Source organism: Pseudonocardia sp. CA-142604 (assembly GCF_050948475.1).
GTDB classification, from domain to species: domain Bacteria; phylum Actinomycetota; class Actinomycetes; order Mycobacteriales; family Pseudonocardiaceae; genus Pseudonocardia; species Pseudonocardia alaniniphila.
Window position 1 is genome coordinate 6,536,820 of record NZ_CP192045.1, and the last position, 24,485, is coordinate 6,561,304.

24 protein-coding genes are annotated in these 24,485 nt (G+C 69.5%); 14 read left to right on the forward strand and 10 right to left on the reverse strand.

Annotated features, from left to right (window positions below; translation table 11 throughout):
• Nucleotide 1: 1 nt before the first annotated feature.
• Genes ACQPZQ_RS29580 through ACQPZQ_RS29600 form a run of 5 tightly spaced genes read left to right on the forward strand, consistent with a single transcriptional unit; the run spans nucleotide 2 to nucleotide 6,092 of the window.
• Nucleotides 2-1,291, forward strand: coding sequence for an ABC transporter substrate-binding protein (locus tag ACQPZQ_RS29580; protein WP_433286129.1), 1,290 nt, complete (start codon nucleotides 2-4; stop codon nucleotides 1,289-1,291).
• On the forward strand, nucleotides 1,288-2,232 hold the full coding sequence (locus ACQPZQ_RS29585; protein WP_433286131.1) for a carbohydrate ABC transporter permease: 945 nt from the start codon (nucleotides 1,288-1,290) through the stop codon (nucleotides 2,230-2,232). The genes ACQPZQ_RS29580 and ACQPZQ_RS29585 overlap by 4 nt, the downstream gene beginning before the upstream one ends.
• Before the next feature lies 1 nt (nucleotide 2,233).
• A complete protein-coding gene (locus ACQPZQ_RS29590; protein ID WP_433286133.1) occupies nucleotides 2,234-3,100 on the forward strand; it encodes a carbohydrate ABC transporter permease in 867 nt (288 codons plus the stop codon).
• Entirely contained in the window at nucleotides 3,097-5,193 is a 2,097-nt protein-coding gene (locus ACQPZQ_RS29595) for an alpha-galactosidase (RefSeq protein ID WP_433286134.1), read from the forward strand. The genes ACQPZQ_RS29590 and ACQPZQ_RS29595 overlap by 4 nt, the downstream gene beginning before the upstream one ends.
• Complete coding sequence (locus ACQPZQ_RS29600) at nucleotides 5,190-6,092, forward strand: hypothetical protein (protein WP_433286136.1); 903 nt, start codon at nucleotides 5,190-5,192, stop codon at nucleotides 6,090-6,092. Before ACQPZQ_RS29595 ends, ACQPZQ_RS29600 begins: the two co-directional genes overlap by 4 nt.
• A gap of 34 nt (nucleotides 6,093-6,126) precedes the next feature.
• Here ACQPZQ_RS29600 and map read toward each other — a convergent pair whose 3' ends face one another.
• The 4 genes from map to ACQPZQ_RS29620 form a co-directional block, all read right to left on the reverse strand.
• Nucleotides 6,127-6,948, reverse strand: coding sequence for a type I methionyl aminopeptidase (gene map, locus ACQPZQ_RS29605; RefSeq protein WP_433286138.1), 822 nt, complete (start codon nucleotides 6,946-6,948; stop codon nucleotides 6,127-6,129).
• A gap of 196 nt (nucleotides 6,949-7,144) precedes the next feature.
• Nucleotides 7,145-8,764: a flavin-containing monooxygenase gene (locus ACQPZQ_RS29610; RefSeq protein WP_433286140.1), complete on the reverse strand. Its 1,620-nt coding sequence runs from the start codon at nucleotides 8,762-8,764 to the stop codon at nucleotides 7,145-7,147.
• Between the two features lie 102 nt (nucleotides 8,765-8,866).
• Nucleotides 8,867-10,033: an LLM class flavin-dependent oxidoreductase gene (locus ACQPZQ_RS29615; RefSeq protein ID WP_433286141.1), complete on the reverse strand. Its 1,167-nt coding sequence runs from the start codon at nucleotides 10,031-10,033 to the stop codon at nucleotides 8,867-8,869.
• 30 nt (nucleotides 10,034-10,063) lie between these two features.
• Nucleotides 10,064-11,263, reverse strand: a complete 1,200-nt coding sequence (locus tag ACQPZQ_RS29620; RefSeq protein WP_433286143.1) for a serine hydrolase domain-containing protein — start codon at nucleotides 11,261-11,263, stop codon at nucleotides 10,064-10,066.
• Nucleotides 11,264-11,429: 166 nt separating this feature from the next.
• Here ACQPZQ_RS29620 and ACQPZQ_RS29625 point away from each other — a divergent pair, with 166 nt between their 5' ends.
• The 9 genes from ACQPZQ_RS29625 (at nucleotide 11,430) to ACQPZQ_RS29665 (ending at nucleotide 18,123) form a co-directional block, all read left to right on the forward strand.
• A complete protein-coding gene (locus ACQPZQ_RS29625; protein WP_433286145.1) occupies nucleotides 11,430-12,092 on the forward strand; it encodes a TetR/AcrR family transcriptional regulator in 663 nt (220 codons plus the stop codon).
• 66 nt (nucleotides 12,093-12,158) lie between these two features.
• On the forward strand, nucleotides 12,159-12,992 hold the full coding sequence (locus ACQPZQ_RS29630) for a LuxR C-terminal-related transcriptional regulator (protein WP_433286147.1): 834 nt from the start codon (nucleotides 12,159-12,161) through the stop codon (nucleotides 12,990-12,992).
• Entirely contained in the window at nucleotides 12,989-13,351 is a 363-nt protein-coding gene (locus ACQPZQ_RS29635; RefSeq protein WP_433286149.1) for a response regulator transcription factor, read from the forward strand. The genes ACQPZQ_RS29630 and ACQPZQ_RS29635 overlap by 4 nt, the downstream gene beginning before the upstream one ends.
• A gap of 148 nt (nucleotides 13,352-13,499) precedes the next feature.
• Entirely contained in the window at nucleotides 13,500-14,390 is an 891-nt protein-coding gene (locus ACQPZQ_RS29640) for a hypothetical protein (protein WP_433286151.1), read from the forward strand.
• Nucleotides 14,387-14,803, forward strand: a complete 417-nt coding sequence (locus tag ACQPZQ_RS29645) for a GntR family transcriptional regulator (RefSeq protein WP_433286153.1) — start codon at nucleotides 14,387-14,389, stop codon at nucleotides 14,801-14,803. The genes ACQPZQ_RS29640 and ACQPZQ_RS29645 overlap by 4 nt, the downstream gene beginning before the upstream one ends.
• A gap of 74 nt (nucleotides 14,804-14,877) precedes the next feature.
• On the forward strand, nucleotides 14,878-15,495 hold the full coding sequence (locus ACQPZQ_RS29650; RefSeq protein ID WP_433286155.1) for a TetR/AcrR family transcriptional regulator: 618 nt from the start codon (nucleotides 14,878-14,880) through the stop codon (nucleotides 15,493-15,495).
• A gap of 133 nt (nucleotides 15,496-15,628) precedes the next feature.
• Nucleotides 15,629-16,315 carry a hemerythrin domain-containing protein gene (locus ACQPZQ_RS29655; protein ID WP_433286156.1) on the forward strand — a complete coding sequence of 229 codons (687 nt, stop codon included), beginning with the start codon at nucleotides 15,629-15,631 and terminating at the stop codon, nucleotides 16,313-16,315.
• Between the two features lie 42 nt (nucleotides 16,316-16,357).
• A complete protein-coding gene (locus tag ACQPZQ_RS29660) occupies nucleotides 16,358-17,263 on the forward strand; it encodes an LLM class flavin-dependent oxidoreductase (protein ID WP_433286159.1) in 906 nt (301 codons plus the stop codon).
• A gap of 284 nt (nucleotides 17,264-17,547) precedes the next feature.
• A complete protein-coding gene (locus ACQPZQ_RS29665) occupies nucleotides 17,548-18,123 on the forward strand; it encodes a hypothetical protein (protein ID WP_433286161.1) in 576 nt (191 codons plus the stop codon).
• Between the two features lie 98 nt (nucleotides 18,124-18,221).
• Here the strand turns inward: ACQPZQ_RS29665 and ACQPZQ_RS29670 are convergent, their stop codons facing one another.
• Genes ACQPZQ_RS29670 through ACQPZQ_RS29695 form a run of 6 tightly spaced genes read right to left on the reverse strand, consistent with a single transcriptional unit; the run spans nucleotide 18,222 to nucleotide 24,421 of the window.
• A complete protein-coding gene (locus ACQPZQ_RS29670; RefSeq protein ID WP_433286163.1) occupies nucleotides 18,222-19,205 on the reverse strand; it encodes an ABC transporter substrate-binding protein in 984 nt (327 codons plus the stop codon).
• A gap of 43 nt (nucleotides 19,206-19,248) precedes the next feature.
• Nucleotides 19,249-20,259, reverse strand: a complete 1,011-nt coding sequence (locus ACQPZQ_RS29675; protein WP_433286165.1) for an ABC transporter permease — start codon at nucleotides 20,257-20,259, stop codon at nucleotides 19,249-19,251.
• Nucleotides 20,256-21,806: a sugar ABC transporter ATP-binding protein gene (locus tag ACQPZQ_RS29680; RefSeq protein ID WP_433286167.1), complete on the reverse strand. Its 1,551-nt coding sequence runs from the start codon at nucleotides 21,804-21,806 to the stop codon at nucleotides 20,256-20,258. Before ACQPZQ_RS29680 ends, ACQPZQ_RS29675 begins: the two co-directional genes overlap by 4 nt.
• The gene (locus tag ACQPZQ_RS29685; protein ID WP_433286169.1) at nucleotides 21,803-22,207 is read right to left on the reverse strand and encodes an RbsD/FucU family protein; all 405 of its coding nucleotides are present in this window, start codon (nucleotides 22,205-22,207) and stop codon (nucleotides 21,803-21,805) included. Before ACQPZQ_RS29685 ends, ACQPZQ_RS29680 begins: the two co-directional genes overlap by 4 nt.
• Nucleotides 22,201-23,076, reverse strand: coding sequence for an amidohydrolase family protein (locus ACQPZQ_RS29690; RefSeq protein ID WP_433286170.1), 876 nt, complete (start codon nucleotides 23,074-23,076; stop codon nucleotides 22,201-22,203). Before ACQPZQ_RS29690 ends, ACQPZQ_RS29685 begins: the two co-directional genes overlap by 7 nt.
• Before the next feature lie 58 nt (nucleotides 23,077-23,134).
• Entirely contained in the window at nucleotides 23,135-24,421 is a 1,287-nt protein-coding gene (locus tag ACQPZQ_RS29695; RefSeq protein ID WP_433286172.1) for an L-fuconate dehydratase, read from the reverse strand.
• Between the last annotated feature and the right edge of the window lie 64 nt (nucleotides 24,422-24,485).

Consider the following 24,485-nt stretch of genomic DNA (forward strand, 5'->3'; position numbering starts at 1 on the left):
CATGACCACGCCATCGTTCTCCCGTCGCTCGTTCCTGCTCGGCGCTGCGAGCCTGACCACCGTGCCGCTGCTCGCGAGCTGCGTCGGCTCCGGCGCCGGTGGCGGAGCAGGCGGCGGTGGCGGGTCCACGACGCTGACCCTGCAGTCGTGGATCCAGGACGCCGGGCCGAAGGCGGCGCTGGAGAGCGTGGTCGCCGCCTTCGACGGGCAGCCGGTCACGTTGAACTCGGTGGCCACCGAGCAGTTCCGGGCCCAGCTCTCGACGTACCTGTCCAGCGCCACGCCCCCCGACGTGCTCGGCTGGTACGCGGGATCTGTCGCGAACTCCTATGCGGAGGAGGGGCTGCTGCTCGACGTGTCGGAGCTATGGGCTCCCGGCGGATCGTGCGCCGGCTTCTCCGACGCCCTGCGCGCCCTGTCGACGTCCGCGGACGGCAAGGCGATCTTCGTACCGACCAACTACTACTGGTGGTCGATCTTCTACAAGAAGTCGGCATTCCAGCAGTGGGGCGTGCAGCCACCGACCACGTGGGACGACTTCATCGCGCTGTGCGACAACCTCAAGGCCCGCGGCATCCACCCGCTCACCAACGGCATCGGGTCGACGGCCTGGATGTCGTCGGGCTGGTTCGACTACCTCGACCTGCGGATCAACGGCGCCACCTACCATCGTGAACTCCTCGCGGGGAAGCACTCGTTCGAGGACCCACAGGTCACCGCCGTGCTGGAGCAGTACGCCCGGCTCGTGCCCTACTTCCACCCCAACCAGACCTCCTGGGACGCGCAGCAGGCCGTCACTCCCATGGTCAACAACGAGGCTGCGATGTATCTGGTCGGGGCGTTCTGCACGGAGTACTTCCCCGAGGACCAGCGCGACGATCTCGACTTCTTCTCGGTGCCGACGATCGACCCGTCCGTCCCCAGCGCCGAGGAGGCCCCCACCGACGGGTTCTTCGCCGCTGCCAACAGCCAGAACCCCGAGGGCGCCAAGGCGCTGCTGTCCTACCTCGCGTCGGCGCCTGCGCAGCAGTCCTACATCGAGAAGTCGGGATCGTCGAACCTGCCCACCTCGCCGGACGTGGACACGGCGCGGTTCAGTCCACTGGTGAAGAAGGGCATCCAGCTGCTCAACGAGACCGACGAGATCACGCAGTTCTTCAACCGCGATTCCAGTGACGCCCTGCAGACCACCGCGGATGCCGCGCTGACGCAGTTCATCGCGAACCCCTCCGACATCCGCGGCATCCAACGCCAGTGGCAGCAGGCCGCCCAGCAGGTCTTCTCGTCATGACGGCGCTGCAACAGGCGCCACCGCGTGCCGCACGGGGCACGCGTGGCACCGCCGGACGGGATCGCGGTGGGCCGTTGCGCCGGGTTCCGCTGCTCGTGTGGGTGTTTCTGCTGGTGCCGCTCGCCGTCGAGCTGTTCTGGGTGTTCTGGCCTGCGATGAACAGCTTCTCGCTGTCCTTCACGAGCTGGAAGGGCGTCGGCGCGGCGCAGCCGGTCGGCCTCGAGAACTACCAGCGGCTCGTCTCCGACCCGATCTTTCTCACCGCGCTGCGCAACAACGTGATCTGGGTGATCGGGTTCGGCGGTCTGTCCGTCGTCGGGGGGCTGGCGCTCGCGGTCGCTCTCAACCGGCCCGGGCGCGGTGTGGGGTTCTACCGCAGCGCGATCTACCTGCCGATGGTCATCTCGCTCGCGGTGACGGGCCTGTTCTGGCGCGTGATGTACCAGCCGGACGGGCCGATCGACGCCGGCCTCGGCGCGCTCGGTCTCGACTGGCTGCAGCGGCAGTGGCTCGCCGACCCCGACACCGCGCTCTACGCGGTGCTGATCGCCGCCGTCTGGCGGCAGGTCGGCTACATCATGGTGCTGTACCTGGCCGGGCTGAAGGGCACGGACCCGACGCTCGAGGAGGCCGCGGCCGTCGACGGCGCGAACGCGTGGCAGCGGTTCTGGCGGATCGTGATGCCGCAGCTGCGAGGCGTCAACACGGTGGTCTTCGCGGTCACGGTGATCGACTCGCTGCGCACCTTCGACATCGTGTGGGCGATGACCCGCGGTGGGCCCTACAACACCACCCAGCTGCTGTCGACGTACATGTTCCAGCAGGGATTCACGCTGGTGAACCTCGGCTACGGGTCCGCGATCGCCGTGGTGATCTTCCTTCTCGCGATCGCGTTCATCATCACCTATCTCGCCCGCCAGGCACGTGCGGAGGACAACTGAGATGGCCGTCGTGACCTCCACGCAGGCACCGCGCCCGGCCCGCAGGACGCCCGACTCGCGGTCGCCGTGGTTCCACGTCGTCATGATCCCGTTCACGATCCTGTGGCTCGCACCGATCATCTTCGTGCTCCTCATCGCGCTGCGGAACTTCGACGACATCGCCGCCCGCGGGCTCGGTGCGCTGCCGGGAAGCCTGTCCCTCGACGGCTTCGCCGGCGCCCTCGCGGACGGCAGGGTGGCCCGCGCGCTCGCCAACAGCGCGATCGTCACCGTGTTCGCCGTGGCGGCGTCGCTGGCGCTCGCGTCCGCCGCGGCCTACGCGCTCAGCCGGTTCCGCATTCCGTTCCGGCGCACGCTCCTGCTGATCATGCTGGCGGGGAACCTGCTCCCACCGCAGATCCTGCTCATCCCGGTCTCGCGCATCGCGCAGGACCTGGGCATCTACGACACGCTGTTCGCGCTGGTGATCGTGCAGGTCGGCTTCGGGCTGGGCTTCTACACGTTCGTCCTGCACGGGTTCATGCGGGCGCTGCCGACCGAGGTCTTCGAGGCCGCGCTCCTCGACGGGGCGGGGTCGGGCCGCACGTTCTGGAGCATCGTGCTGCCGTTGTGCCGTCCCGCGCTCGCCGCACTCGCGGCGCTCGCCACCACGTGGATCTTCAACGATCTGATCTGGGCGATGACCGTGCTGCGGACCGAGGCGCAGTTCCCCATCACCGCGGCTCTGCTCAACCTGCAGGGCGGCTTCTCCAACTCGTGGAACGTCATCGCGGCGGGCTCGCTCGTCGCCGCCGTGCCCACGGCGATCGTGTTCTTCGTCTTCCAGAAGCAGTTCGTCTCGGGTCTTCTGGTGGGGTCGAACAAGTGACGGAGTGGGAACTCCCGACGGCCCGGTCCGTGTACGTCGTGGCCGAGACGGACGCGGGTCTCGTCCCGAGGCACTGGGGCGCTCCAGGGCAGCGGCGCGAGTTCGCTCCCCCGGCCCGCACCCCGTTCGAGGCGCCGGCCGACAAGGTCCCGCTCGAGTTCGCCGCGGCGGGCACCCGGCACGCCCAGTTCGCCGAACTGCTCGTGCAGGGACCCGACGGCGTGGACGGCGCGTTGCTGCGGCTGGTTCCCGGTTCGGTGGACGTGACCGACGACGGGCGAGACGCCGCACTGACGGCGCTGCTGCGCGATGCGGACGCGGGCATCGAGGTGGCGCTGCATGTGCGCACGTCGCGGGCACACGACGTCGTCGAGCGGTGGGCGCGGGTGCGCTCCCTCCGCACGGCCGGAGACCTCCACCTGACCAGGGCGTTCGGCGCCGCCTGGAACGTGCCCGTCGGGCCGGGTGCGCGGGTGGCGGAGCTGGTCGGCACGTGGTCGCGGGAGTTCACCCCGGCCGAGGTGGACCTGCCCGCCGGTCAGCTGAGCCTGGGGAGCCGGCAGGGCATCACCTCGCACCTGTACTCACCAGTCGTCGCCTTACGGGCCCGCGACTGCGACGACGGCTGCGAGGCGTACGGCGTCTCGCTGGCGTGGAGCGGGTCGTGGCGCATGGTCGTCGACGCCGTCCCGTTCCGTGACGTCGTGCGAGTCAGCGGCGGCGCCGACGACGAGACCGCCGTGATCACGCTCGCGCCCGGCGAGGAGTTCGAGACGCCACACCTGCTCGGAGCGTGGAGCCCGGGCGGCCTGGACGGGCTCGCCGATGCGTGGCACGAGTACCAGCGCGGCCGGCTCGCCCGCAGCACCGGGCCGGAGCACCGGCCGATCGTCTACAACTCCTGGTACGCCACCGGTTTCGACGTCCGCGTCGAGCACCAGTTGGCACTGGCCGACGTGGCCGCGGACGTCGGAGTCGAGGTGTTCGTCGTCGACGACGGCTGGTTCACCGGCCGCACCAGTGACCGCGCAGGACTCGGCGACTGGTACGCCGACCCGGCGAAGTTCCCCGAAGGGCTCGGGCCGCTGGTGAAGGGTGTGCTCGACCGCGGGATGCGGTTCGGGCTCTGGGTCGAGCCGGAGGCCGTGAACCCCGACAGCGACCTGTTCCGCGCCCACCCCGACTGGGTCTACCGCGCGGGCGACCGGCCGCTGACGACCATGCGCAACCAGTACGTGCTCGACCTGGGCAGGCCGGAGGTCGAGGAGTGGGCCGCAGCGATGCTGCGCCGGCTGCTCACCGAGCACCCCGTCAGCTACCTCAAGTGGGACATGAACCGTGCGGTGAGCGACGGCGGCAGGCCCGGCGACCCTCGGGGGCGCGAGTGGTCACTGCAGCACGCCCGCGCCTACCACCGACTGATGACGCTGCTGCGCGAGGAGTTCCCGCACGTCACGGTGGAGGCCTGCGCCGGGGGCGGCGGGAGGGTCGACAACGCAGTGCTCGCTCTGTCCGATGTGGTCTGGCCGAGCGACGAGACCGGCCCGCGCGACCGCCTCGCCGTCCAGCACGGGTTCCTGACGGCGTACCCGCCGCACGTGATGAGCTCGTGGGTCACCGACGAGCCCGACCGCCTCGACACGGCGCCCGCGAGCCTCGAGTTCCGGTTCGTCGTCGCGATGGCCGGGGTGCTCGGCATCGGCGCCGACCTGCTGGCCTGGGGCGAGCCGACGCGTGCCAGGGCGCGTGAGCTGGTGGCCCTCTACCGCGATATCCGCGAGGTCGTGCACACCGGTGTGGTTCGCCGCCACGGCAGTCCGTCCGACCCGGTGTACGCCGTGCAGTACACCGCGGAGGACGCCTCGCGCGTCGTCGTGCTCGTCACGGCCCGGCCGGGTGCGTGCCGTGACGACGTGCCCGTGCGGTTGCCGCTCGCCGGGCTTCGCGACGAGGCCCGCTACCGGGTGCACGCCGGCGCAGTCGCGGTCGAGTGCGGGGTGCTGGCCGGCCGCGAACTCACCGGCGCCGGGGTGCCCGTGCCGTTCGCGCTGGCCCCGGACTGCGACGTCGTCGTCCTGGACCGGCTGCCGTGACGCGGGCCGATGTCTGGCCCCCGGACGATCCGGCGTGGCGGCCCCGGCCCCTCACGGTCCGGACCGACCTCGGCATGGGCGGGCGCTGGACCGCCCTGCGCTCCGCAGCGAGCGGCGGAGTTCCCGAACGGGAGTGGTTGTGGCGCAACCCCGACCCGGAGGTGGCTGCGGCGAGGGGCACGGTCTCGGCGGGCGCGGCGTTCGTCGACGCGGGCGGGGTCGAGGAGTGCTTCCCCACCGTGCGCGGCGAACCCGACCACGGTGCCGCCTGGTCGCAACCGTGGACGGCGGACGAGGGCAGGCAACAGGTCCGAGCCGGCGATCTGTGCCTTGCCCGGCGGATGCGCGCCGACGGGTCGCTCACCGTCGACTACACCGTGACGGGACCGCCCGGCTCCCCCTTCGTTCACGCGGTGCACGCCCTGCTCGACCTCTCGCCCGCGGCGCGCCTACACGTTCCCGAGGCCCGCACCGCGCACGTGCTCGACCACCCCGTCGACGGGGCCGTGGCCGTGTTGCCCTGGCCGGCCGGGACGGGCGGGTCGCCCCTGGACCGGCTCGGCCCCGACGACGGCACGGCCATCGCGGCAGTACTGCCCGGCTGCAGCAGGGCCGCGGTCGTCGACGGTCCGGACGCTCTCGTCCTGCGCTGGCGCGTCACAGCAGGCGACCCGGCCGCGACATGCTCGCTGCTGCTGTGGCGCAACCTCGGCGGATGGCCTGCAGCACGGCCCTACCGGTCGATCGGCATCGAGCCGATGGTCGGGACCACCGCCACCCTCCGCGGCTCCGGCCCCGGACGGCCCGCGTCCACCGGCGTGGACGGGCGGTTGTGCTGGGAGCTCACGATCACCGCGTGGAGGCAGGAGGTCACGCCCCGCCGGACGCCCGCTGACTGACCAGGTCCGACGTCAAGTTGGCGAAGGCTCAGTGCTAGCAGTCCCTCCGTAGGCGATCGGCAGAACCACCCAGCCCTGCGGGGTGCTCTGATTCACGCCGGGTGAGCACCACAGGGGCGTCCTCGGTGATGGCCACCGTGTGCTCAGAATGGGCGGTACGCGAGCCGTCAGCCGACCGGATTGTCCAGCCGTCGGCGTCGTAAACGATCCGGTCGGTAGTACGGGCGAACCAGGGTTCAAGCGCGAGGGTCAGGCCCGGCCGGAGCGTGAGCCCGCGCCCTGCCCGGCCCTTGTTCGAAACATGGGGGTCCTCGTGCATGGTGCGACCGAGACCATGACCACCGAACTCGGTGTTGACCGGATAGCCATAGTCGCGGGCCACCGCCCAGATCGCCGCCGAGATATCACCCAGGCGGTTGCCCGGACGCGCCACCTCGATCGCCGCCTCCAACGCTTCCTCGGTGGCGCGGATGATCCGCAGGTCCTCCTCGGCGGCCGTCCCGACGACGACCGTGCGCGCCGAGTCGGTGACCCAGCCGTCGACGCTGACCGCAAGGTCCGCGCTGAGCACGTCCCCGTCGCGCAGCGTGTAGTCGTGGGGTAGGCCGTGCAGGACCGCGTCGTTCACCGACAGGCAGAGGACGTTGCGGAACGGGCCCTTGCCGAAGGAGGGCGCATAGTCCCAGTAGCACGACTCAGCCCCGCGTCGTTTGATCATGCCGCGCGCGTGATGCTCCAGGTCCAGAAGGTTGACTCCCACGTCGGCGAGCCGGCCGACCTCGGAGAGCACCTCGGCGACGAAACACCCGGCCGCGTGCATGCGTTCGATCTCCGCAGGCGTCTTCAGTTCGATCACGAATACCTCACGTCACCAGTATCGGTATAGTTATACCGAAACCTAGCACGTGTCGGTATAGAAATACCAGTCTGGTCACGCCGGCCGTGCGTCGCCAGGCGGCGTGGGTCACGCTCATCGGCAGTTCAGTGGCCGGCAACCAGCCCAACAACTGCGGCAACCCCATCACCGTGCCCGACCGTTCCTGGCCGACGGACTATGCGGTCCGCACGAAGCCTGCGTATCCGGCGTCGACCTGCTCGGTGCATCGTCGGATGTACTGGTCGAAGCCGCCGACGTACATCATGAACACGCGCGGTTTCCCGGGGATGTTGGCGCCCATGTACCACGAGTTGGCCCGCTTGAAGAGCGTCATGTCGGCCGCCTTCTCCATCTCCACCGCCCAGCGGTCCTCCCAGTCGGGGGTGGTGTCCACGCGCGTCCGGCCGTCCTTCTCCATGTTCTCGATGAACCGCACCACCCAGTCGACCTGCCACTCCCCACCGGTGATCATCTGCGCCAGCACCGACGGGCTGCCCGGACCGTGGATCATGAACAGGTTCGGGAACCCCGCAACCAGGAACCCCAGATAGTTCGTCGGCCCGTCCCGCCACTTGTCACGAAGATCCCTGCCCCCGACACCGGTCACGTTCATGCGGGTCAACGAGCCCGTCATGGCGTCGAAGCCGGTGGCGTAGATGAGGATGTCCAGGTCGTACGACGCCGCCGTCGTCACCAAGCCGCTGGGGGTGACGGCCGTGATCGGGTTCGTCCGGACGTCGACGAGGGTGACGTTGTCGCGGTTGAACGCCTCGAAGTACCCCGAGTCGATGCAGATCCGCTTCGTCCCGATGGGGTGCGTGTTCGGGCACAGCAACTCGGCGACATCAGGATCGTGCACCGTCTGCCGGATCTTGTTGCGGACGAACTCCGCCAGGATGTCGTTGGCCGCGATGTCGCGAGCGGTGTCGGTGAAGCAGCGCATGAGCCGGAACCCGCTACGCGAGTTCCAGGCCTCCTCCATGATCCGCTCCCGCTCCTCGGGGGTGAAGTCGAAGATCGACCGGTCCGGCATGTCGAAAAGACCCGCTGAGACACTATTGAGCATCTTCGCGCGCCGCTCGGGATAGTTGGCCTTCCACTCCCGCTCGTAGTCCGGGTCGAGCGGACGGTTGCGCGAAGGCATGCTGAAGTTGGCCGTGCGCTGGAAGACGTAGAGGTGGTCCGCGGTCTCCGCGACCACCGGGGTGACCTGGATCCCCGTCGACCCGGTCCCGATCAGCCCCACCCGCTTCCCGCGGAAATCCACGCCCTCCTTCGGCCAGTTCGACGTGTGATAAGACTGCCCACCGAACGACTCCACACCCGGCCACCGCGGAATGTTCGTCGCGTCCAGGCTGCCCGTCGCCGCCACCACGTACCGGCACACGACGTGATGACCCCGGTCGGTGTGCACATGCCAGCGGTTCGCGTCCTCGTCGTAGCGCAGCCGGTTCACCACCGAGGAGAACCGGATCTGCTCACGAAGACCGAACCGGTCCACGACGTGATTGGCGTACGTCTCGAGATCCTCCTGCGGCGAGAAGTACTCCGGCCACCGCCACTCCTGCTGCAGATCCTCGTCGAACGAATAGGAATACTGCATGCTCTCGATGTCGACACGAGCACCGGGATAGCGGTTCCAATACCATGTCCCACCCACACCATCACCGGCCTCGAAACACACCACCCTCGCATCGAGACCACGCAGACGATGCAACGCATAAATCCCACTGAACCCGGCACCGATCACCACGATGTCGGCCATTTCGGCCGGGGCTTCTGCTGCCGTCGACATAAGTACCTCCACAACGTTGCTCGGCGTTCGTGCCCGCACGGGCACGGCAGGAGACGGCCGCCGGTGCCGCAGCGGAGGGCGACACCGGCGAAGCCCCGAACGTCAGATCGAGGCGGCGGCGCCGTAGACGATCGGCTCCTCGAGCGGGACGGCCTGGACGGCGGGCAGGACCTCACGGGCGAACAGATCCGTGCTCGCGGCAGCGACGTCCCGCGGCATGTCCCCGTAGCGCATCACGAGCATGAACTCCTCCGGGTGGAAGGCCGCGGCGATGCCGCGCATCTTCTCGATGCACTGTTCGGGGGTTCCCCAGACGTGGTTGGCCAGGTACGCGTCGCCCATGGCCTTGGCCGCGTCGCCGGTGCCCCTCAGGTTCGTGGACTGGGCGGCGTAGTGCTCGTAGCCCTTGGTCGACCTGAAATGATCGCTGTCGAGCTCGTAGTTGCGCCGGGCGCTGTCCGCGTACTGCGGGATGTAGCGGCGAGCCCCCTCTTCGGCCTTCTGCTCGGTCTCCCCGCAGAAGACGTTCATGTGGATGCGCGGACGCGCAGGCGCGTGCCCCGCCTCGGCGCGAGCTCGGGCGAACTCCTCGAGGTCGGCGTGGTACTCCGCCCAGGCCCGCTGCGGAATGATCAGGGGCTTGAGGCCGTACCGGGCGCCCACGGGTGCCGAGGACGGGCTGCCCCACGAGAAGTGGAAGTTGTCGATCAGGGCCTGGGGGTCCTTCGGCCGCGGGCGCATGGTGACGTTGTCGAAGTCGTAGTGCTTCCCGTGGAAGCTGAACGACTCCTGGGTGAGCGCCAGCTGCACCACCTGGATCGCCTCGTCGAACCGCTCGCGGGACTCCCCCATCTCGAACCCGAGCTGGCGGAACTCGCGGCGGGCGGCGCCGCGCCCGAAGCCGATGTACGGGGTCCGGCCGCGCAGTTGGTACTGCAGGGTGGTGATGTCCTCGGCCACCCGCAGCGGGTGGTGCCACGGCAGGACGACGACCATCGTCCCGACGTCGATGCGTGAGGTCGCCCCGGCGATGAACGACAGGAGCTGCACCGGGTTCGGGATCATCGTGTACGGGCTGATGTGGTGCTCCACCGTCCAGAGCGAGTCCCAGCCCTGGTCCTCCGCGGCAAGCGCCGTGTCGAGCTCCTCCTCGTAGCGTGTGACGTCGCTCTGCGGGTCGATATCCGGGGCGTTCCCGCCTCGCTCCCTGGCCTCGTAGCGATCCCAGTCCGCGTAGTTCTGGAAGAACATCGTCATGCCGACACGCACGGATCTACCTCCTGTTGGTGGTGAGCGACCTCAGGCCAGTGCTCGGCGCAGGGCGTCGATCACCGCTGCCGTCCGGGGCTCTCCGGTCAGCGACGCTCCCAGCTGGTTCTGCACATAGCCGAACCCGACCTCGGAGCTGACGTCGCCGAAGCCCAGTGCGCCTCCCGCTCCGGCGTGCCCGAACGACCCCTCACCCAGCAGGGGTGCGGTCTGCGTGCTGAGTTGGAAGCCGATCCCGAACCGGCTCTCCCCGACGATCACCCCGTCGGGGCCGCGCACCTGCTCCACGCGCGCCCGGTCGAGTGCGACCTCGGACAGCACGCGCCGACCGTCCACCTCCCCGACGCAAGCGGCGTACAGACGCGCGAGCGATCGGGCGTTGGTGATCCCGTTGGCGGCCGGCAGTTCGGCGGCGTACACCGACGGCGCGTTCCACGTCTCCGCGTGCGGTGTCGGAAGCGCGCCGTTCGTGGAGAGCGCGCGGGAGAACATGCTCGACGGGTCGCTCATCGCCGCGACGACCTTCAGCACGCGCTCCTTCACCTCCGGGTCGGTGATGGCGTCCAGGGCGTCCGGGTCGGGGACGCCGTCGATGAGCGGCGCGACGGAGCCCACGCGATCAGCGGGCAACCCGATCCAGAAGTCCAGGCCGAGGGGCCGGGCGATCTCGTCGGCGAACACCGTGCCCAGCGAACGACCGGTCGCCCTGCTGACCAGCTCACCGATGAGCCACCCGAAGGTCAGAGCGTGGTAGCCGTGCGCCGAACCGGGCTCCCACATCGGCTTCTGCCGTGCCAGCACCTCGACGACGGGCGTGCCGGCGAGCAGTTCGTCGCGGGTCAACGGCTCGGACGGCACGGGGAGCCCGGCCTGGTGGCTGAGCAGCTGCGCCACGGTGATCCGGTCCTTGCCCTCCGCCGCGAACTCCGGCCAGTAACGGCTCACCGGCGCGTCCAGATCGAGAACGCCCTGCTCCGCGAGGCGGTTGACCAGAACGGCGGTGGCGCCCTTCGTCGCCGAGTAGACGATGCCGACGGTGCCGCGCTCCCACGGCCGTCCCGTTGCGGGGTCGGCGATTCCTCCCCAGAGGTCGACGACGAGCTCGCCCCGGACGTAGACGGCGAGCGACGCTCCTACGTCACCGCGCTCCCGGAAGTTCGTTTCGAACTCCTCGCGGACCTCCTCGAAACCAGGCCGGACGGTTCCGTCGATCTGTAGATCCTCGATCACGCTCGCCCTTTCCCCCACACTTTCGACGACGGAATCGCGCCATTCCGCGTAATGCAGAACACGGGTTGTCGCCCACGTCGATCAAGACTAGAAAGATCTGATCGGGGCTGGGTACCCCCGAAAGTGACGAAGGTGGGCGACGGCACACCGTCCGTAGACTCACCGCATGCACGCCGACGGCCCAGAGGAGACCGAGCCGCGCACGTCGATGCGGGTCAAGCAGAAGGCGATGACCCGCAGACTGCTGCGTGACGCCGCGGTCGAGCTCTTCGCGGCCAAGGGCTACGGACCCACCACGATCGACGACATCACTTCGGCCGTCGGAGTCAGCCGGGCCACCTTCTACCTGCATTTCGAGGGCAAGGCTCGCATCGTCGTTGAGGTGTACGAGCAGGTCGTGATGGCGGAGACGCTGGAGTTCTACCGCCGGCTCGACGCTCTCGAAGGGGCAGGCGGCGAACCCCTGCGGCAGTGGCTCGACACGGCCATCGGCTTCTTCGAGCGGCACCGCGACGTGCTGCGGTTCGCCGCCGAAGCCATCTCGATCGACCCGGGCCTGGAGGACCTCTCGGCCTCGAAGATCCTCGATCGCTGCGCCGAGGCGATGCCCCACTATCTCGGCCGCTGGACGGGCACCGACCGCGAACAGGCGCAGCTCCGCCTGGAGCTGCTGATCCTCCAGCTGAGCACCTTCTGCCGGCTCTGGGTCGACGGCCACTGGCCCGTCAAGCGGGACGTGATGCTCGACGTGCTGCTCGATCTCTGGACGCACGGGCTCCGTGCGGACGACGCGGGCCGAGACTCACTGGCCACACCGTCACTCAGTTGACGCTCTGTCAGTGAGTTCATACTGTGCAGCTACGAGCACGTGCAGCCACGACGAAGTGGAGCTGCAATGCCACAGTTCACAGGCGCCCACCAGTCCGCACTGAGGCGCACCGTCATCGGCTGCCGGAGGCTGACAGGCCTGCCCGTGGTCTTCGCCGGGCCGGTCGACTCCGCGGGCGTCGTCCTCAACGAGGCGTCCGGCATGAGAACCGGGGCCCTCGACGGCCTGCTCGTGGCTCGCGACTCCGGGCTGGGCGGGCGAGCCGTGCAACTCGGCAAGCCGGTGTCGGTTCACGACTACAGCGCCGCCGAGACCATCAGCCACGACTACGACCGGCAGGTGAGCGCCGAGGGACTCGTGTCACTCGTAGCCATCCCGGTCTCGACCGGGCGAGGGGTACGCGCCGTCCTCTACGGAGCTCTGCGCCGGCGCGGCCCGCTGGGTGATCGCACCATCGGACAGCTCAGCGACGCGGCGTCGGCGCTGGCGCGGGAGCTGACACGCCACGACGAGGAGCTCGCAACGCCTAGCACCGGGGCGCCGACCGCGGAGCCGACGGGCTCCCGGGGCGACCTCCGCTCGCTGGTCGCCGAAGTGTCCGAGCTCGCCACCCGGATCGAGGATCCCCACCTGAGCGCAGAGATCGCGACCGCATGCCGCCGCCTCCAGGAGGCCTCCCGTCTCCATGGTCGTCGCACGCCGGGACCGTCCCTGTCCGCGCGTGAGCTCGACGTCCTCGGCCTCGCCTCGGCCGGCTGCCGGAACGAGGAGATCGCCGGCATGCTGACGATGTCGATCACGTCGGTGAAAGCCCAGTTGCGCTCGGCGATGCGCAAGTTCGGTGTGCATTCCCGACATGCCGCGGTCAGCGCCGCACGCGCGAACGGCCTCATGCAGTGACCTCGACCGTGACCGCCGGGGCCGAACTGGAGGAAGCGCGACACCTGTTCGCGCTGCTCCGCACGGCCGGCGGCGCGGTTCCCGACCCGGCGCTACGGGCACGCATCGCGGATCTGGCGGAGCAGCTGGTCGCCGCCCTGCGCGATCCCGCGGATGCGGGGGATACGACGCTGTCGGCGCGCGAGATCGACGTGCTCGCACACGCAGCCGTCGGGCGCCGCAACAGCGAGATCGCCGAATGTCTCGCCCTCACCGGCGAGACCGTGAAGAGCTACCTCCGCAGCGCGATGACGAAGCTCGGCGTCCACTCTCGACACGCCGCCGTCGACAGCGCACGACGCGCAGGCGTCATCCCCTGAACCGCCGCGTGATTGATCGTTCTCACGAGAGGGCCTCGGCGATGGCGGCCCGGCTCTCGCGACATCTTGAGCCGCTTTGTATCGCCCCATTGCCACAAACAAGGCACTCGGCTAGCTTTTGTGTCACTCGATTGATACAGGAGCTGCTGTGGAGACCCTCGCCGGAGCCTGGACACTGATCCTCTGGGCGGTGCTGGTGATGATCGTTTCCGTTGCCCGGCGCCGACGGTGCTCCCGCGACGCCGCGCGCCCGATCGGGCGTGGCCGACAGGCGGCGCTCGTGGCGGGCGCCCTCGTGATCGCCGCGGTTGCGCCGGCCGTCGGGGCGTGGCACGGCCGCTTCGCGCTCGGCCTACTGCTCGCCGGTCCGATCTTCTGCCTGGTGATGGCCGCCGGGTCGCTGGCCACCGAGCTCCTCGTCCGCCCGGTCGCCGCCTCGCGCAGGCGGGCGACCCTCGCGGCCCGACACTTCCCTCAGTACGTCGACCGGCCGCAGCTGATCGCCGTGTGCGCACTGTTCGCCGTCGCCGTCGGGTTCCTCACGACCACCGCGTTCTTCGGCCACGCCGACGACAAGGGCCGTCCCGGCCGGTGGTTGTCCCTGGACAACGTCAACCCCGATCCCCGGTACGGCGGCTGGACCATCCTGTGGCCGGGCGCCTACTACGCCCTGCCGCTGCTGGCGGCGCTCGGTCTCACCCTCATCATGACCTCCATCACCCTGCGCCGGATCGCCGCCCGACCGCGGACGGTCACCGCGGACGGGGCTGCCGACCCGGTGGTCGCGGACGAGCGGGCGCGGCGGCGCTCGGCGACCGTCGTCCTGGCCGCCGCCGGGGTCGCGGCCGCGGCCGCGCTGTGCGGGGCCGGGATGGTCGCGGCTTCCGGCCTCGCAGGAGCCGGGGCGCCCTGGAACATCCTCGGGTTACTCCTCTGGGTCGTGGTCGCCGCGGAAGCCGCGGTCGGCGCCTGGTCGGCGGCCGTCCTGGTCACCCCTGACCGGACGCGCCGGCCGAACCCGGCACCGGCAACGGCGTGACCACCGACCCGGTCGTCGAGATCGACCTCGACGACCCGACGCCGCCCTACGCCCAGCTGCGCCGCGGCCTCGCGGCCCTGATCGAGCAAGGGACCCTGACCGGTGGGCAGCGCCTCCCGACCGTCCGCCAGCTCGCCGGCGACCTCGGCATCGCCGCCGGAACGGTCATGCGCGCCTACAAGGAGCTGGAGAGCGCCGGGTACGTCCGCGGCGACCGCAGACGCGGCACGGTCGTCATCCCCCGGGAGCGCGATCCGGTGGACGTCGACGCCGCCCTGCGCGCTCTCGCCGTCGCCTACTGCCGGCGTGCGGAAGCTGTCGGCGCCACCCCTGAGCAGACGCTGGCCGCGGTGTCCCGTGTGCTGGCCGACCACGCGGCTGTGGTCACCCAGGCCGGGAACGCTTCCGTGTAGACCACGGAGGTCGTCACCCCCACCCCGAGGCCGATCGCCGTTGATCGTCACGACCGACCTCCTAGGGTGTGCAGATGCCGGTGGACGTCGACGCTCGAGCCCGATTGGACGCGATCGCGGAGGCGACGGTCGAGCAGGCCAAGCAGGGCGGCCCGCGAGCCGTGACGATCCGTACGGTCGCCGCCCGGTTGGGCGGCTCCACCACCAAGGTGACCCACTACGTCCGGACGCGCGGTGAGCTGTTCGCCAACGCCGTCCGGCGGGTCGAGCAGGAATGGCGCGCGGAACTGGCGACCGTCCTCGCCGGCGTGACCGGCCGGGAGCGGCTTGTCACGTTCATCGACTGGTGGACCACCGGAACCGGCCGGTACAACATCTTCCGCAGCATGTGGGTCGAGATGCTGGCGATGCGCGAATCGGACGAAGCCGTGGGCCGGGCGGTCCGCCACGAGGCCCGCGCGGAGCGCGACGAGATGGTCGCGGCGCTGACGGAGGCGCGGGTCGCTGATCCGAACCTGAACGCCGACCTGCTCTACCTGCTGCTACGAGGCTTCAACATCTCCACGGTGGAAGACCCCGACAACTGGTCCGGCGAACGCGGCCGGCGGGCGGCACTGGCGTTGCTCGACCTCATGGCGGACGAGCGGGCGCCCTCCCCCGAGCCTGCAACGTCGCCCGCCGGATGCCCCTGACCGGGCGCCCTGACCCCCGCCCGGCGCGTGATCGCCGGGCGTCGCCCGCGTGGTACAACTGCGTTGTACAACACGGTCACACAATGCTGTGTGCTCCCCCTCCGGCACACCGGCCCGCCTACGGAGACCGTCAGTGACCACCAGCGAAGCTCACTTCGACCGCCGCGAGATGCTCATGCCCCACGACATGTTCCGGCGCGAGTTCACGCTGATGCCGCGCCTGGTTCGGGACGTGGCAGCGGGCGACGCCGCCCGCGCGCAGATCGTCGCCGATCACATCACGGGCGTGAGTACCGTCCTGCACCACCATCACCGCGGCGAGGACGAGCAAGGCTGGCCGCTGCTACTCGAACGCGGGCAGGCCGAGGCGGCTCCGCTTCTCGAGCTCATGGAGCGTCAGCACAAGGAGATCGAGGACGCCGCGTCCGAGGTCGACACGGCCACGCGGGTCTGGCGTGCCTCGGCGGCTTCTCCCGACCGCGATGCGCTGGCCGGCGCCATCGACCGGCTGTTGCCACTGCTCACCGGCCACATGCGCACCGAGGAGGAGCACGTGGTGCCGCTCATGGAGCGGTACATCACGGCAGCGGAATGGAACCGGATGGTGCAGGCCGGATCCGCGGATGTCGACCCGGAGTCGCTGCCCCTCGCGTTCGGGATGGCGATGTACGAGGGTGACCCGGAAATCGTCGACGCCGCGATCGCGAACATGCCGCCGGACGCCCGCACGATCATCAGGAAGCTGGCCGTGGACGCCTTCGCGGCCCATTCGGAGCGGATCCACGGGACCGCCACCCCGCCGCGCAGCACGGAGCTCTGACCGTCCGTCCGGCGACCACCCGCGCACACCACTGGGAGAACCATGACCGATTACGGGCACGACCTGCTCTTCGGCACCATGCTGACTCCGCCGCCCGATCGCGCCACCGACGTCGTGGAACTGGCCGAGCTGACCGAACAGGAAGGACTGGACCTGGTCAGCCTCCCAGACCACCCGTACTGGACGAACCGGCTGGACGCGGTCGCGCTGCTCTCGATCATCGTCGCCCGCACGACCACGGTCCGGGTGCTGCCGAACCTCGCGAATCTGCCCCTGCGGCCGCCCACGACACTCGCCCGGACGGCGGCCACCCTCGACATCCTGAGCGGCGGACGGTTCGAACTGGGCGTGGCCGGCGGCGCGCTGTGGGACGACATCGCCGCCGATGGTGGGCCACGGCGAACCGCGGCCGAGTCGATCGCGGCGCTCCAGGAGGCTGTCCGGATCATCCGCGACCTCTGGACCCCGGGCGAGCCCCTGCGGTTCGACGGCACCTACTACCGCCTCGACGGCGCCCCGCGCGGCCCTTTCCCGGTGCACGACGTGCCCATCTGGCTCGGGGCCTACCAGCCGCGGATGTTGCGCCTGACCGGACGTGTCGCGGACTCCTGGGTGCCGAGCTCCCCGTTCTTCCCGCCGGATCAGCTCGTGGCAGCGAACCAGATCATCGACGACGCCGCCCTCGACGCCGGTCGTGCCCCCGGAGCGATCCGGCGCGCCTACAACATCGGCGGCACGTTCACGAGCGACGGCACCGGCTTCCTCCAAGGGCCACCGAAGGTATGGGTGGAACAGCTCGCCCAACTCGCGCTCGGCCAAGGCATCAGCACCTTCATCCTCTACCAGGTCGAGTCGGCGGACATCATCCGACGCTTCGCGGCAGAGGTCGTCCCGGCCGTGCGCGAGATCGTCGCCACGGAACGTACAAAGCCACGCAACGCCCGCTGACAGCCTCGTGATCAGGTGGCTCTTCTCGTTATCCGGGGACACCCCGGCCTTGGGAGGACCCGACAGCAAGGGCACTGCGGATTCGGATGGCGTCTGAATTCCCGGCTTGCCCAGGCGTCGGCGCATACTGGACTCGTGGTCCTACCCGGCGACGACTCCAGCCACCGGACTGGATGGTCGTGGCGCGACCTTGCCGCACAGGTACTCGGAGTGGACGAAAGTCGCCGAGCAGAGGACCGGCCATGACTCCCGCACGCAATCGCGTCACTCCACTCGGAGATATCGTGGCGATCCCCCTTCGGGGCGCGTGGACCGGAAACCGCGGCATCCTGCACTCCGGCACGGAGATCGTGCGATTCCACGCGACCGATCTGTGGATCACCTGCGCCCTGCGGTTCCGTGGACGCTGGCGCGAGCAATGGCAACCTCATCGTTACACGCATCTGTATTTCCATGACGAGGCAGTTTCGTTCGCGGCAGGTCATCGGCCGTGCGCAGAATGCCGCCGGGACAGCTACAACTGCTATCGCAGCGCGTGGGCCATCGGCCTCGGGGTCGATATGCCGTCGGCGACGGAGATCAACCGACAGCTGCACGGTGAGCGGATCGTGCGCGGCACCCATCGTCGACGTACCCACGAGATGCCGTGGGGGGATCTTCCCGACGGGACGTTCGCTCTGCTCGGCGGTTCGCCCGCAGTGGTCATCGGCGAGGAACTGATCGAGTGGTCGTCCGACGGCTACGGCGCGCATCGTCCGCGGCCGGCACACGGATTCGCCGACGTTGTCACGCCACCGTCGACCGTTGCGGTACTGCGTGCCGGATACCCGGTTCAGATCGACGACTCCGCGCGGTGCTGACTCTCGGCCGGCTCCTGCCGCCGAGGGAGGCGAGGCACGACCTCGGTGGACGACCTGGTGACCTACCACCAGGTCGTCCACCGCCGGATCGCTGATCCTTACTGGTACAGAACGGCCTTGATGTCCGTGCTGTCGATGTTGCTCTTGTCGTACCAGAAGAAGCCGGTGTCGATCACCTTCGGCAGGGACTCGCCACGCATCGCCTTCACCGACGCGTCCACGAGCTGCTCACCCATACCGACCGGGTTCTGGGTGATCGCGCCGAGCATGGTGCCGCCGCGGATCGCGTCGATCTGGGCCTGGCCCGAGTCGAAGCCGATCACGGTGAGCCCGGTGCGGCCACTCTCCTGCACCCCGCGCACGACGCCGATCGCCGACCCCTCGTTCGAGCCGTAGATGCCCTTGACGTCCGGGTTCGCCGCGAGGATGGCCTTGGTGATGTCAGCCGACTTGGCCTGGTCACCACCGCCGTACTGCGGCGGGAGCACCTCGATACCGGGCGCGTTGGCCTGCATCCACTCCACGAAGCCGTCGCGCCGGTCGATCCCGGAGCGGCTCGTCTGGTCGTGAACGACCATGGCGACCTTGCCGGTGCCCCCGAGAGCCTCGGCCATGTGCTTGGCCGCCTCGGCGGCCGCAGCCTTGTTGTCCGTGGCCGCGGTCGTGACGGGGATGTCGCTGTCGACGCCCGAGTCGAACGCCACAACGGGGATGTTCTGGCTCTTGGCCTGCTGCAGCAACGGCGCCGCGGCCCTGGAGTCCAGCGCCGCGAACCCGAGGACGTCGGGCTGGCGGCCCAGCGCGTTGGTCAACATCGTGACCTGCGCCTCGATGTCGGCCTCGGTGGCAGGCCCTTCGAAGGTGATCCGCACGTTCTGCTTGGCGGCCTCCTGCTCGGCGCCCTGCTTCACGGCCTGCCAGAACTGGTGCTGGAAGCCCTTGGACACGATGGCGATGTAGGGCTGCTCGCCACCGCCACCGCCACCGCCGGCTGCGTCGGTGGATGAGCCACCGCCGCACGCAGCGGCCGTGAGGGTCACGGCAGCGGCCGCGAGGACCGCCGCGATCCGCTTCATGGGCATGTCGATCGAACTCCCTTGGTCGAACTACGGTGGTTCCGGTGGGTCAGGGTGACGCCCGCTTGCGCGCCATGTCGGCGTACACGGCGAGGAGGATCACGCAGCCGAGGATCACGTTCTGCCATTCCTGCGGGATGGACATGATCTGCAGCCCGTTGTTGAGCACGGAGATGATCAGCGCGCCGATGACCGTGCCGACGATGGAGCCCTTGCCTCCGGCGAGCGACGTACCGCCGATGACCACGGCCGCGATCGCCTGCAACTCGTAGCCCATCCCGGTGGCGGGCTGCGCCGAGCCGAGGCGCGCCGAGATCATCACGCCCGCGAGGCCCGTGAAGAGCCCGGCGAGGGTGTAGATGATGATCTTCCAGCGGCGCACGTCGATGCCGGACAGCGCCGTGGCCTCCTCGTTGCTGCCGATCGAGTAGGTGTAGCGGCCGAGCACAGTCTTGTTGAGCAGCACGCCGGCCAGCACGGCGACCACGGCGAGGATGAGCACGGCGTTCGGGAAGTTCGCGCCGGGGATGAGGCTGCCGGTCGAGAGGTCGATGTAGCCGGGCGTCTGGTCGAAGTAGATCGGCGTGCTGTCCGACAGCACGAGGGCGAGACCCTGCGCCACGAGCATCATCGCGAGCGTCGCGATGAACGGCGGCAGCCCGAGCACCGACACGTTGAGCCCGTTGATCAGCCCGATCAGGCCCCCGAACAGGATGGCGCCGAGCACCCCGAGCGGGAGCGGCAGTCCGGCGTCGACGATCAGCACACCCGAGATCACCGCGCACAGGGCCATCCCGGTGCCGATCGAGAGGTCGATGCCGCCGGTGATGATGACGAACGTGGTGCCGAGCGCCAGCAGACCGATCACGACCGTCGAGAACAGGATGTTCGTGACGTTGCCGTAGTTGAAGAAGTTCGGGCTGACGATCGAGAAGAACGCGAAGATGACGATGAGGCTCGCGAAGGCCAGGAACTGCTGCAGACGCTCGCGCAGGGTTCGCCGCACGGCGGCGGGCGCGGCCTCGGGCCGTTCCTGCTCGGTGACGGTCGGGGATGTCATCTCGCTCCTGCCTTCGTCGCGGAGTCCTCTGCTGCGCCGTCCGACGAGTCGGGTCGCAGCGTCGCGAAGTGCATGACGCTCTCCTGTGTGGCTTCCTCGGCACTGAGCCGTCCGGTGATCCGTCCCTCGCTCATCACGACGATGCGGTGCGACATGCGCAGCACCTCCGGGAGCTCCGACGAGATCATGATGATCGACTTGCCCTGGGCCGCAAGCTCGTTGAGGAGGCGGTAGATCTCCTCCTTGGCGCCCACGTCGATGCCGCGCGTCGGCTCGTCGAAGATCAGGACGTCGCAGTCCTTGACGAGCCACTTGGCGATGACGACCTTCTGCTGGTTGCCACCGGAGAGGTTCTTCACGGTCTGGTCGATCGACGGCGTCTTGATCCGCAGGCTTGCCACGAGCTCGTTCGTCTTCGCTCGCATCGCCTTGGAGCGCACGAACCCGAAGGACTGGAACAGGTCGCGGATCGAGCTCAGCACGACATTGGCGTTGACGTCCTGGTCCAGCAGGAGCCCGAGGTGCTTGCGGTCCTCGGACAGGTAGCCGATGCGGTGCTTGGCTGCCTCCGCCGGATTCGTGATGCGGACGGGTGCTCCGCGGAGCGTGATCGTGCCGGACTCGATGGCATCGGCCCCGACGAGTGCGCGGGCCACTTCGGTGCGTCCGGCGCCCATGAGGCCGGCGAAACCGAGGATCTCGCCTTCCTGCAGCTCGAACGACACGTCCTTCAGCAGCGCTTTCGTCGAAAGCCCTCGCACCGAAAGGACCGTCTCGCGATCCGTACGCACGCCCTCCGGCTCGGCATCACTCGTGATCTCGCGCCCGACCATTCGCGCGATCACCTCGGGCATCGAGGTGGTCGGGGTGTCGAGTGTGTCGACGTAGCGGCCGTCGCGGATCACGGTGATGCGATCGGAGATGGCCTTGAGCTCGTCCATCCGGTGCGAGATGTAGATGACGCCGGTGTCGGGCTTGCGGAACCGGCGGATCAGGTCGTGCAGAACCTGCACCTCGGCGTCGTTGAGCGCAGCCGTGGGCTCGTCCATGATCAGGACCTTGGCCTCGTACGACAGCGCCTTGGCGATCTCCACCATCTGCTGCCTGGCCACGGTGAGGCTTCCGACGACCTGGCGCGGGTCGAGCGGAAGGTGCAGCCGGTCGATGAGCTCCTTGGCCCGCGCGTTCAGCGTGCGCTCGCCGAGGAAGAACCCCGCGCTGCGCGGCTCGCGGCCGATGAAGATGTTCTGCGCGACCGTGAGGTCAGGCATCAGGTTGAATTCCTGGTGGATGATGCTGATGCCCTGCTCCAGAGCGTGCTTCGGGCCCGAGACCTGGAGCGGCCGGCCGTCGAGGAAGAACTCGCCCTCGTCCGGCGTGTAGATGCCCGAGAGCAACTTCATCAGCGTCGACTTGCCGGCGCCGTTCTCCCCGACGAGCGCGAGCACCTCGCCGCGACGCAGCTCGATGTGCATGTCCTGCAGCGCCCGAACGCCCGGGAAGCTCTTGCCGACTCCCCGCGCCTCCAGCAGCAACGGCTCGCTCACGACAGCACCACCCCCTTGCGCAGGATCACGTTCCCGTAGACACGCGTCTCCCCGGTGCGCACCACCAGGAACGCCGTCGCGGCGACGTCATAGAACTCCTGCCGGTCGAGGAAGCGGATCTCGCCCGTGCCCGCGGCCGCGGTCAGCTCGTCCTGTACGGGTAGCCGCGAGCCGTCGGGCGTCGCCATCAGATCGACGGCGGGAGCGTCGTCGAGCGGGACGACCGTGCGCACGGCCGCGAGCAGATCCGGCGTCGCGATCCCCGGGAACAGCAGCAACCTGCTGGCGAGCCGCTCCGCCGGGAAGTGAGCATCGGCCAGTACGACGGCGTCGGAATGCCCCATGGCGTCGAGGTGGGCGAGCAGCGGCCCCGTCAGGAGCGGGTGGATTCCGGTCAGCACGGTGCCTCCGGTGTGGTCGGCTGCTTGGTCAACACGGACCCGAGACGGTAGACGCGGCACGCCGTCCCCGCGAGGACCGCCTGCTGCTCGTCCGGGGTCAGCTCACCGACCAGCGCGGACAGGACCTCCCAGGTGCCCGCGTACCCGGCGGTGAGGAGTGTCATCGGCCAGTCGCTCCCCCAGATCAACCGGTCCGGCCCGAACAGCTCGAGCGCCGCGTCCCAGGCCGGGCGCAGCACGTCGGCCGTGAACGGCATGCCGCGGACCTGCAGCCCGGAGACCTTCGCGACGGTGTTCGGACGGGCGGCGACGTCCGCGAGCACCGAACGCCACTCGGCGAACTCGGGTCGCCCGTGCGGCGGTTTGCCCAGGTGGTCGAGCACGACCGTCAGCTCGGGCAGCGCCGCGGCAAGCTCGGCGGTGGCGGCGAGGTGCCGCGGCCAGGCGTCGGGCACATCGAACGGCAGGCCGCGGGCTGCGAGGAGACTCAGCGAGGCGCGCACGGTGGGGAGTGCGAGGAAGTCGTCGCGCGGGTCGTCGTGCACGAGATGGCGGACGCCGACGAACGCGGGGTCGGCCGACCAGCGGTCGAGCTGTCTCTCGGCTGCGGCGGGATCATCGAGCTTCAGCCAGCCGACCACACCCGCCACCCAGCTGTGCGCGGCGGCGACCTCCAGCATGAACTCGGTGTCTACCTCCGAGTCCTCCGCCTGCACGAGGACGGCCCGGTCGACACCGGCTCCGCGCAGTTCGGCGTGCGCCCGCTCGGCGGTGACGGTCGTGTGCAACGGGCCCAGCTCGGGCGTGATCCACTCGTAAGCGCTGCGCTGCAGGTCCCACAGGTGCAGGTGCGCGTCGATCACCGTCATCGGTCGGTCGAACTCATCGGATGTTTCAGCCGTCGTCGACTCGACGCCGGCGCCCACGTCAGCCACGGGTCTCGACGGAGTGCGCTGCGAGTGAGCCACTGCGCATCTCGGTGCCCGCCCCCGGGGCCGTCGGCGCGTGGTACCGGCCGTCCCGCACGTCGACCGGGGTGACGAAGTGCTCGTGCAGGTGATCCACGAACTCGATCATCCGGTCGTCGAGGCTTCCGGACACCGCGACGAAGTCGAACATCGCGAGGTGCTGCACCGCCTCGCAGAGGCCCACCCCGCCGGCGTGCGGGCACACCGGTACCCCGAACTTGGCCGCGAGCAGCAGGATCGCCACGTTCTCGTTGACACCTGCCACGCGGGTGGCGTCCAGCTGCAGCACCTGTAGCGCGTCGATCTGGAGGAACTGCTTGAACATCACGCGGTTCGCCATGTGCTCACCGGTGGCCACCGGAATCGGTGCGATGCCGCTGGCGATCGCCGCGTGTCCCAGCACGTCGTCCGGGCTCGTCGGCTCCTCGACCCAGGCGAGGTCGAAGCTGGCCAGCTCCTTGATCCACGCGACAGCGGCGTCGACGTCCCAGCGCTGGTTGGCGTCCACCGCGATCCGGATGTCCGGCCCCACGGCAGCGCGGGCGATGCCGAGGCGCCGCACGTCGTCGGCGAGGTCGCCGCCCACCTTCAACTTGATCTGCGAGAACCCCTCCTCGACGGCCTCGTGGCACAGCCGGGCGAGCTTCTCGTCGTCGTAGCCGAGCCAGCCCGGCGTCGTGGTGTAGGCGGGATAGCCGTCGCGGAGCAGCTGCGCCTCGCGCTCGGCGCGGCCCGGCTCGGCGGCGCGCAGGATCTGCAGCGCCTCATCCGGGGTGAGCGCATCGGTGAGGTAGCGGAAGTCGACCAGATCGACCAGCTGCTCCGGGGTCATCGCCGCGAGCACCTGCCACAACGGCTTGCCCTCACGCTTCGCGAGCAGGTCCCACAGGGCGTTGACGACCGCGCCGATCGCCATGTGCATGACGCCCTTCTCCGGGCCCAGCCAGCGCAGCTGCGAGTCGTGCACCAGCTCCCGCCAGGTACCGCCCATGTCGGCGAGCAGCGCGTCGACGTCACGGCCGACGATGTGGTTCGCCAGCGCCTCGATCGCGGCGACCTGCACGTCGTTGCCCCGGCCGATGGTGAAGACGAACCCGTGCCCGACGAGGCCGTCGGCGGCGTCGGTGTGGATCTCCACGTAGGCCGCGGAGTAGTCCGGGTCGGGGTTCATCGCGTCCGACCCGTCCAACATGAGCGAGGTCGGGAACCGCACGTCCGCGGTCTCCAGAGCAGTGATACGGCTCACGCGAAGCCCTTTCTTCCGAGTGCGCGCCCACGGTAGAGATCCGATGTCTGCAGCGTCAACAGAC

Bases quoted from the DNA above. Each gene is read 5' to 3' on its own strand.
- ACQPZQ_RS29690 (WP_433286170.1), bottom strand. From the start codon at position 23,076: ATGACGGTGATCGACGCGCACCTGCACCTGTGGGACCTGCAGCGCAGC.
- ACQPZQ_RS29610 (WP_433286140.1), bottom strand. From the start codon at position 8,764: ATGTCGACGGCAGCAGAAGCCCCGGCCGAAATGGCCGACATCGTGGTG.
- ACQPZQ_RS29650 (WP_433286155.1), top strand. From the start codon at position 14,878: ATGCCGGTGGACGTCGACGCTCGAGCCCGATTGGACGCGATCGCGGAG.
- ACQPZQ_RS29580 (WP_433286129.1), top strand. From the start codon at position 2: ATGACCACGCCATCGTTCTCCCGTCGCTCGTTCCTGCTCGGCGCTGCG.
- ACQPZQ_RS29585 (WP_433286131.1), top strand. From the start codon at position 1,288: ATGACGGCGCTGCAACAGGCGCCACCGCGTGCCGCACGGGGCACGCGT.
- ACQPZQ_RS29660 (WP_433286159.1), top strand. From the start codon at position 16,358: ATGACCGATTACGGGCACGACCTGCTCTTCGGCACCATGCTGACTCCG.
- ACQPZQ_RS29630 (WP_433286147.1), top strand. From the start codon at position 12,159: ATGCCACAGTTCACAGGCGCCCACCAGTCCGCACTGAGGCGCACCGTC.
- ACQPZQ_RS29590 (WP_433286133.1), top strand. From the start codon at position 2,234: ATGGCCGTCGTGACCTCCACGCAGGCACCGCGCCCGGCCCGCAGGACG.
- ACQPZQ_RS29675 (WP_433286165.1), bottom strand. From the start codon at position 20,259: ATGACATCCCCGACCGTCACCGAGCAGGAACGGCCCGAGGCCGCGCCC.
- ACQPZQ_RS29625 (WP_433286145.1), top strand. From the start codon at position 11,430: ATGCACGCCGACGGCCCAGAGGAGACCGAGCCGCGCACGTCGATGCGG.
- ACQPZQ_RS29670 (WP_433286163.1), bottom strand. From the start codon at position 19,205: ATGCCCATGAAGCGGATCGCGGCGGTCCTCGCGGCCGCTGCCGTGACC.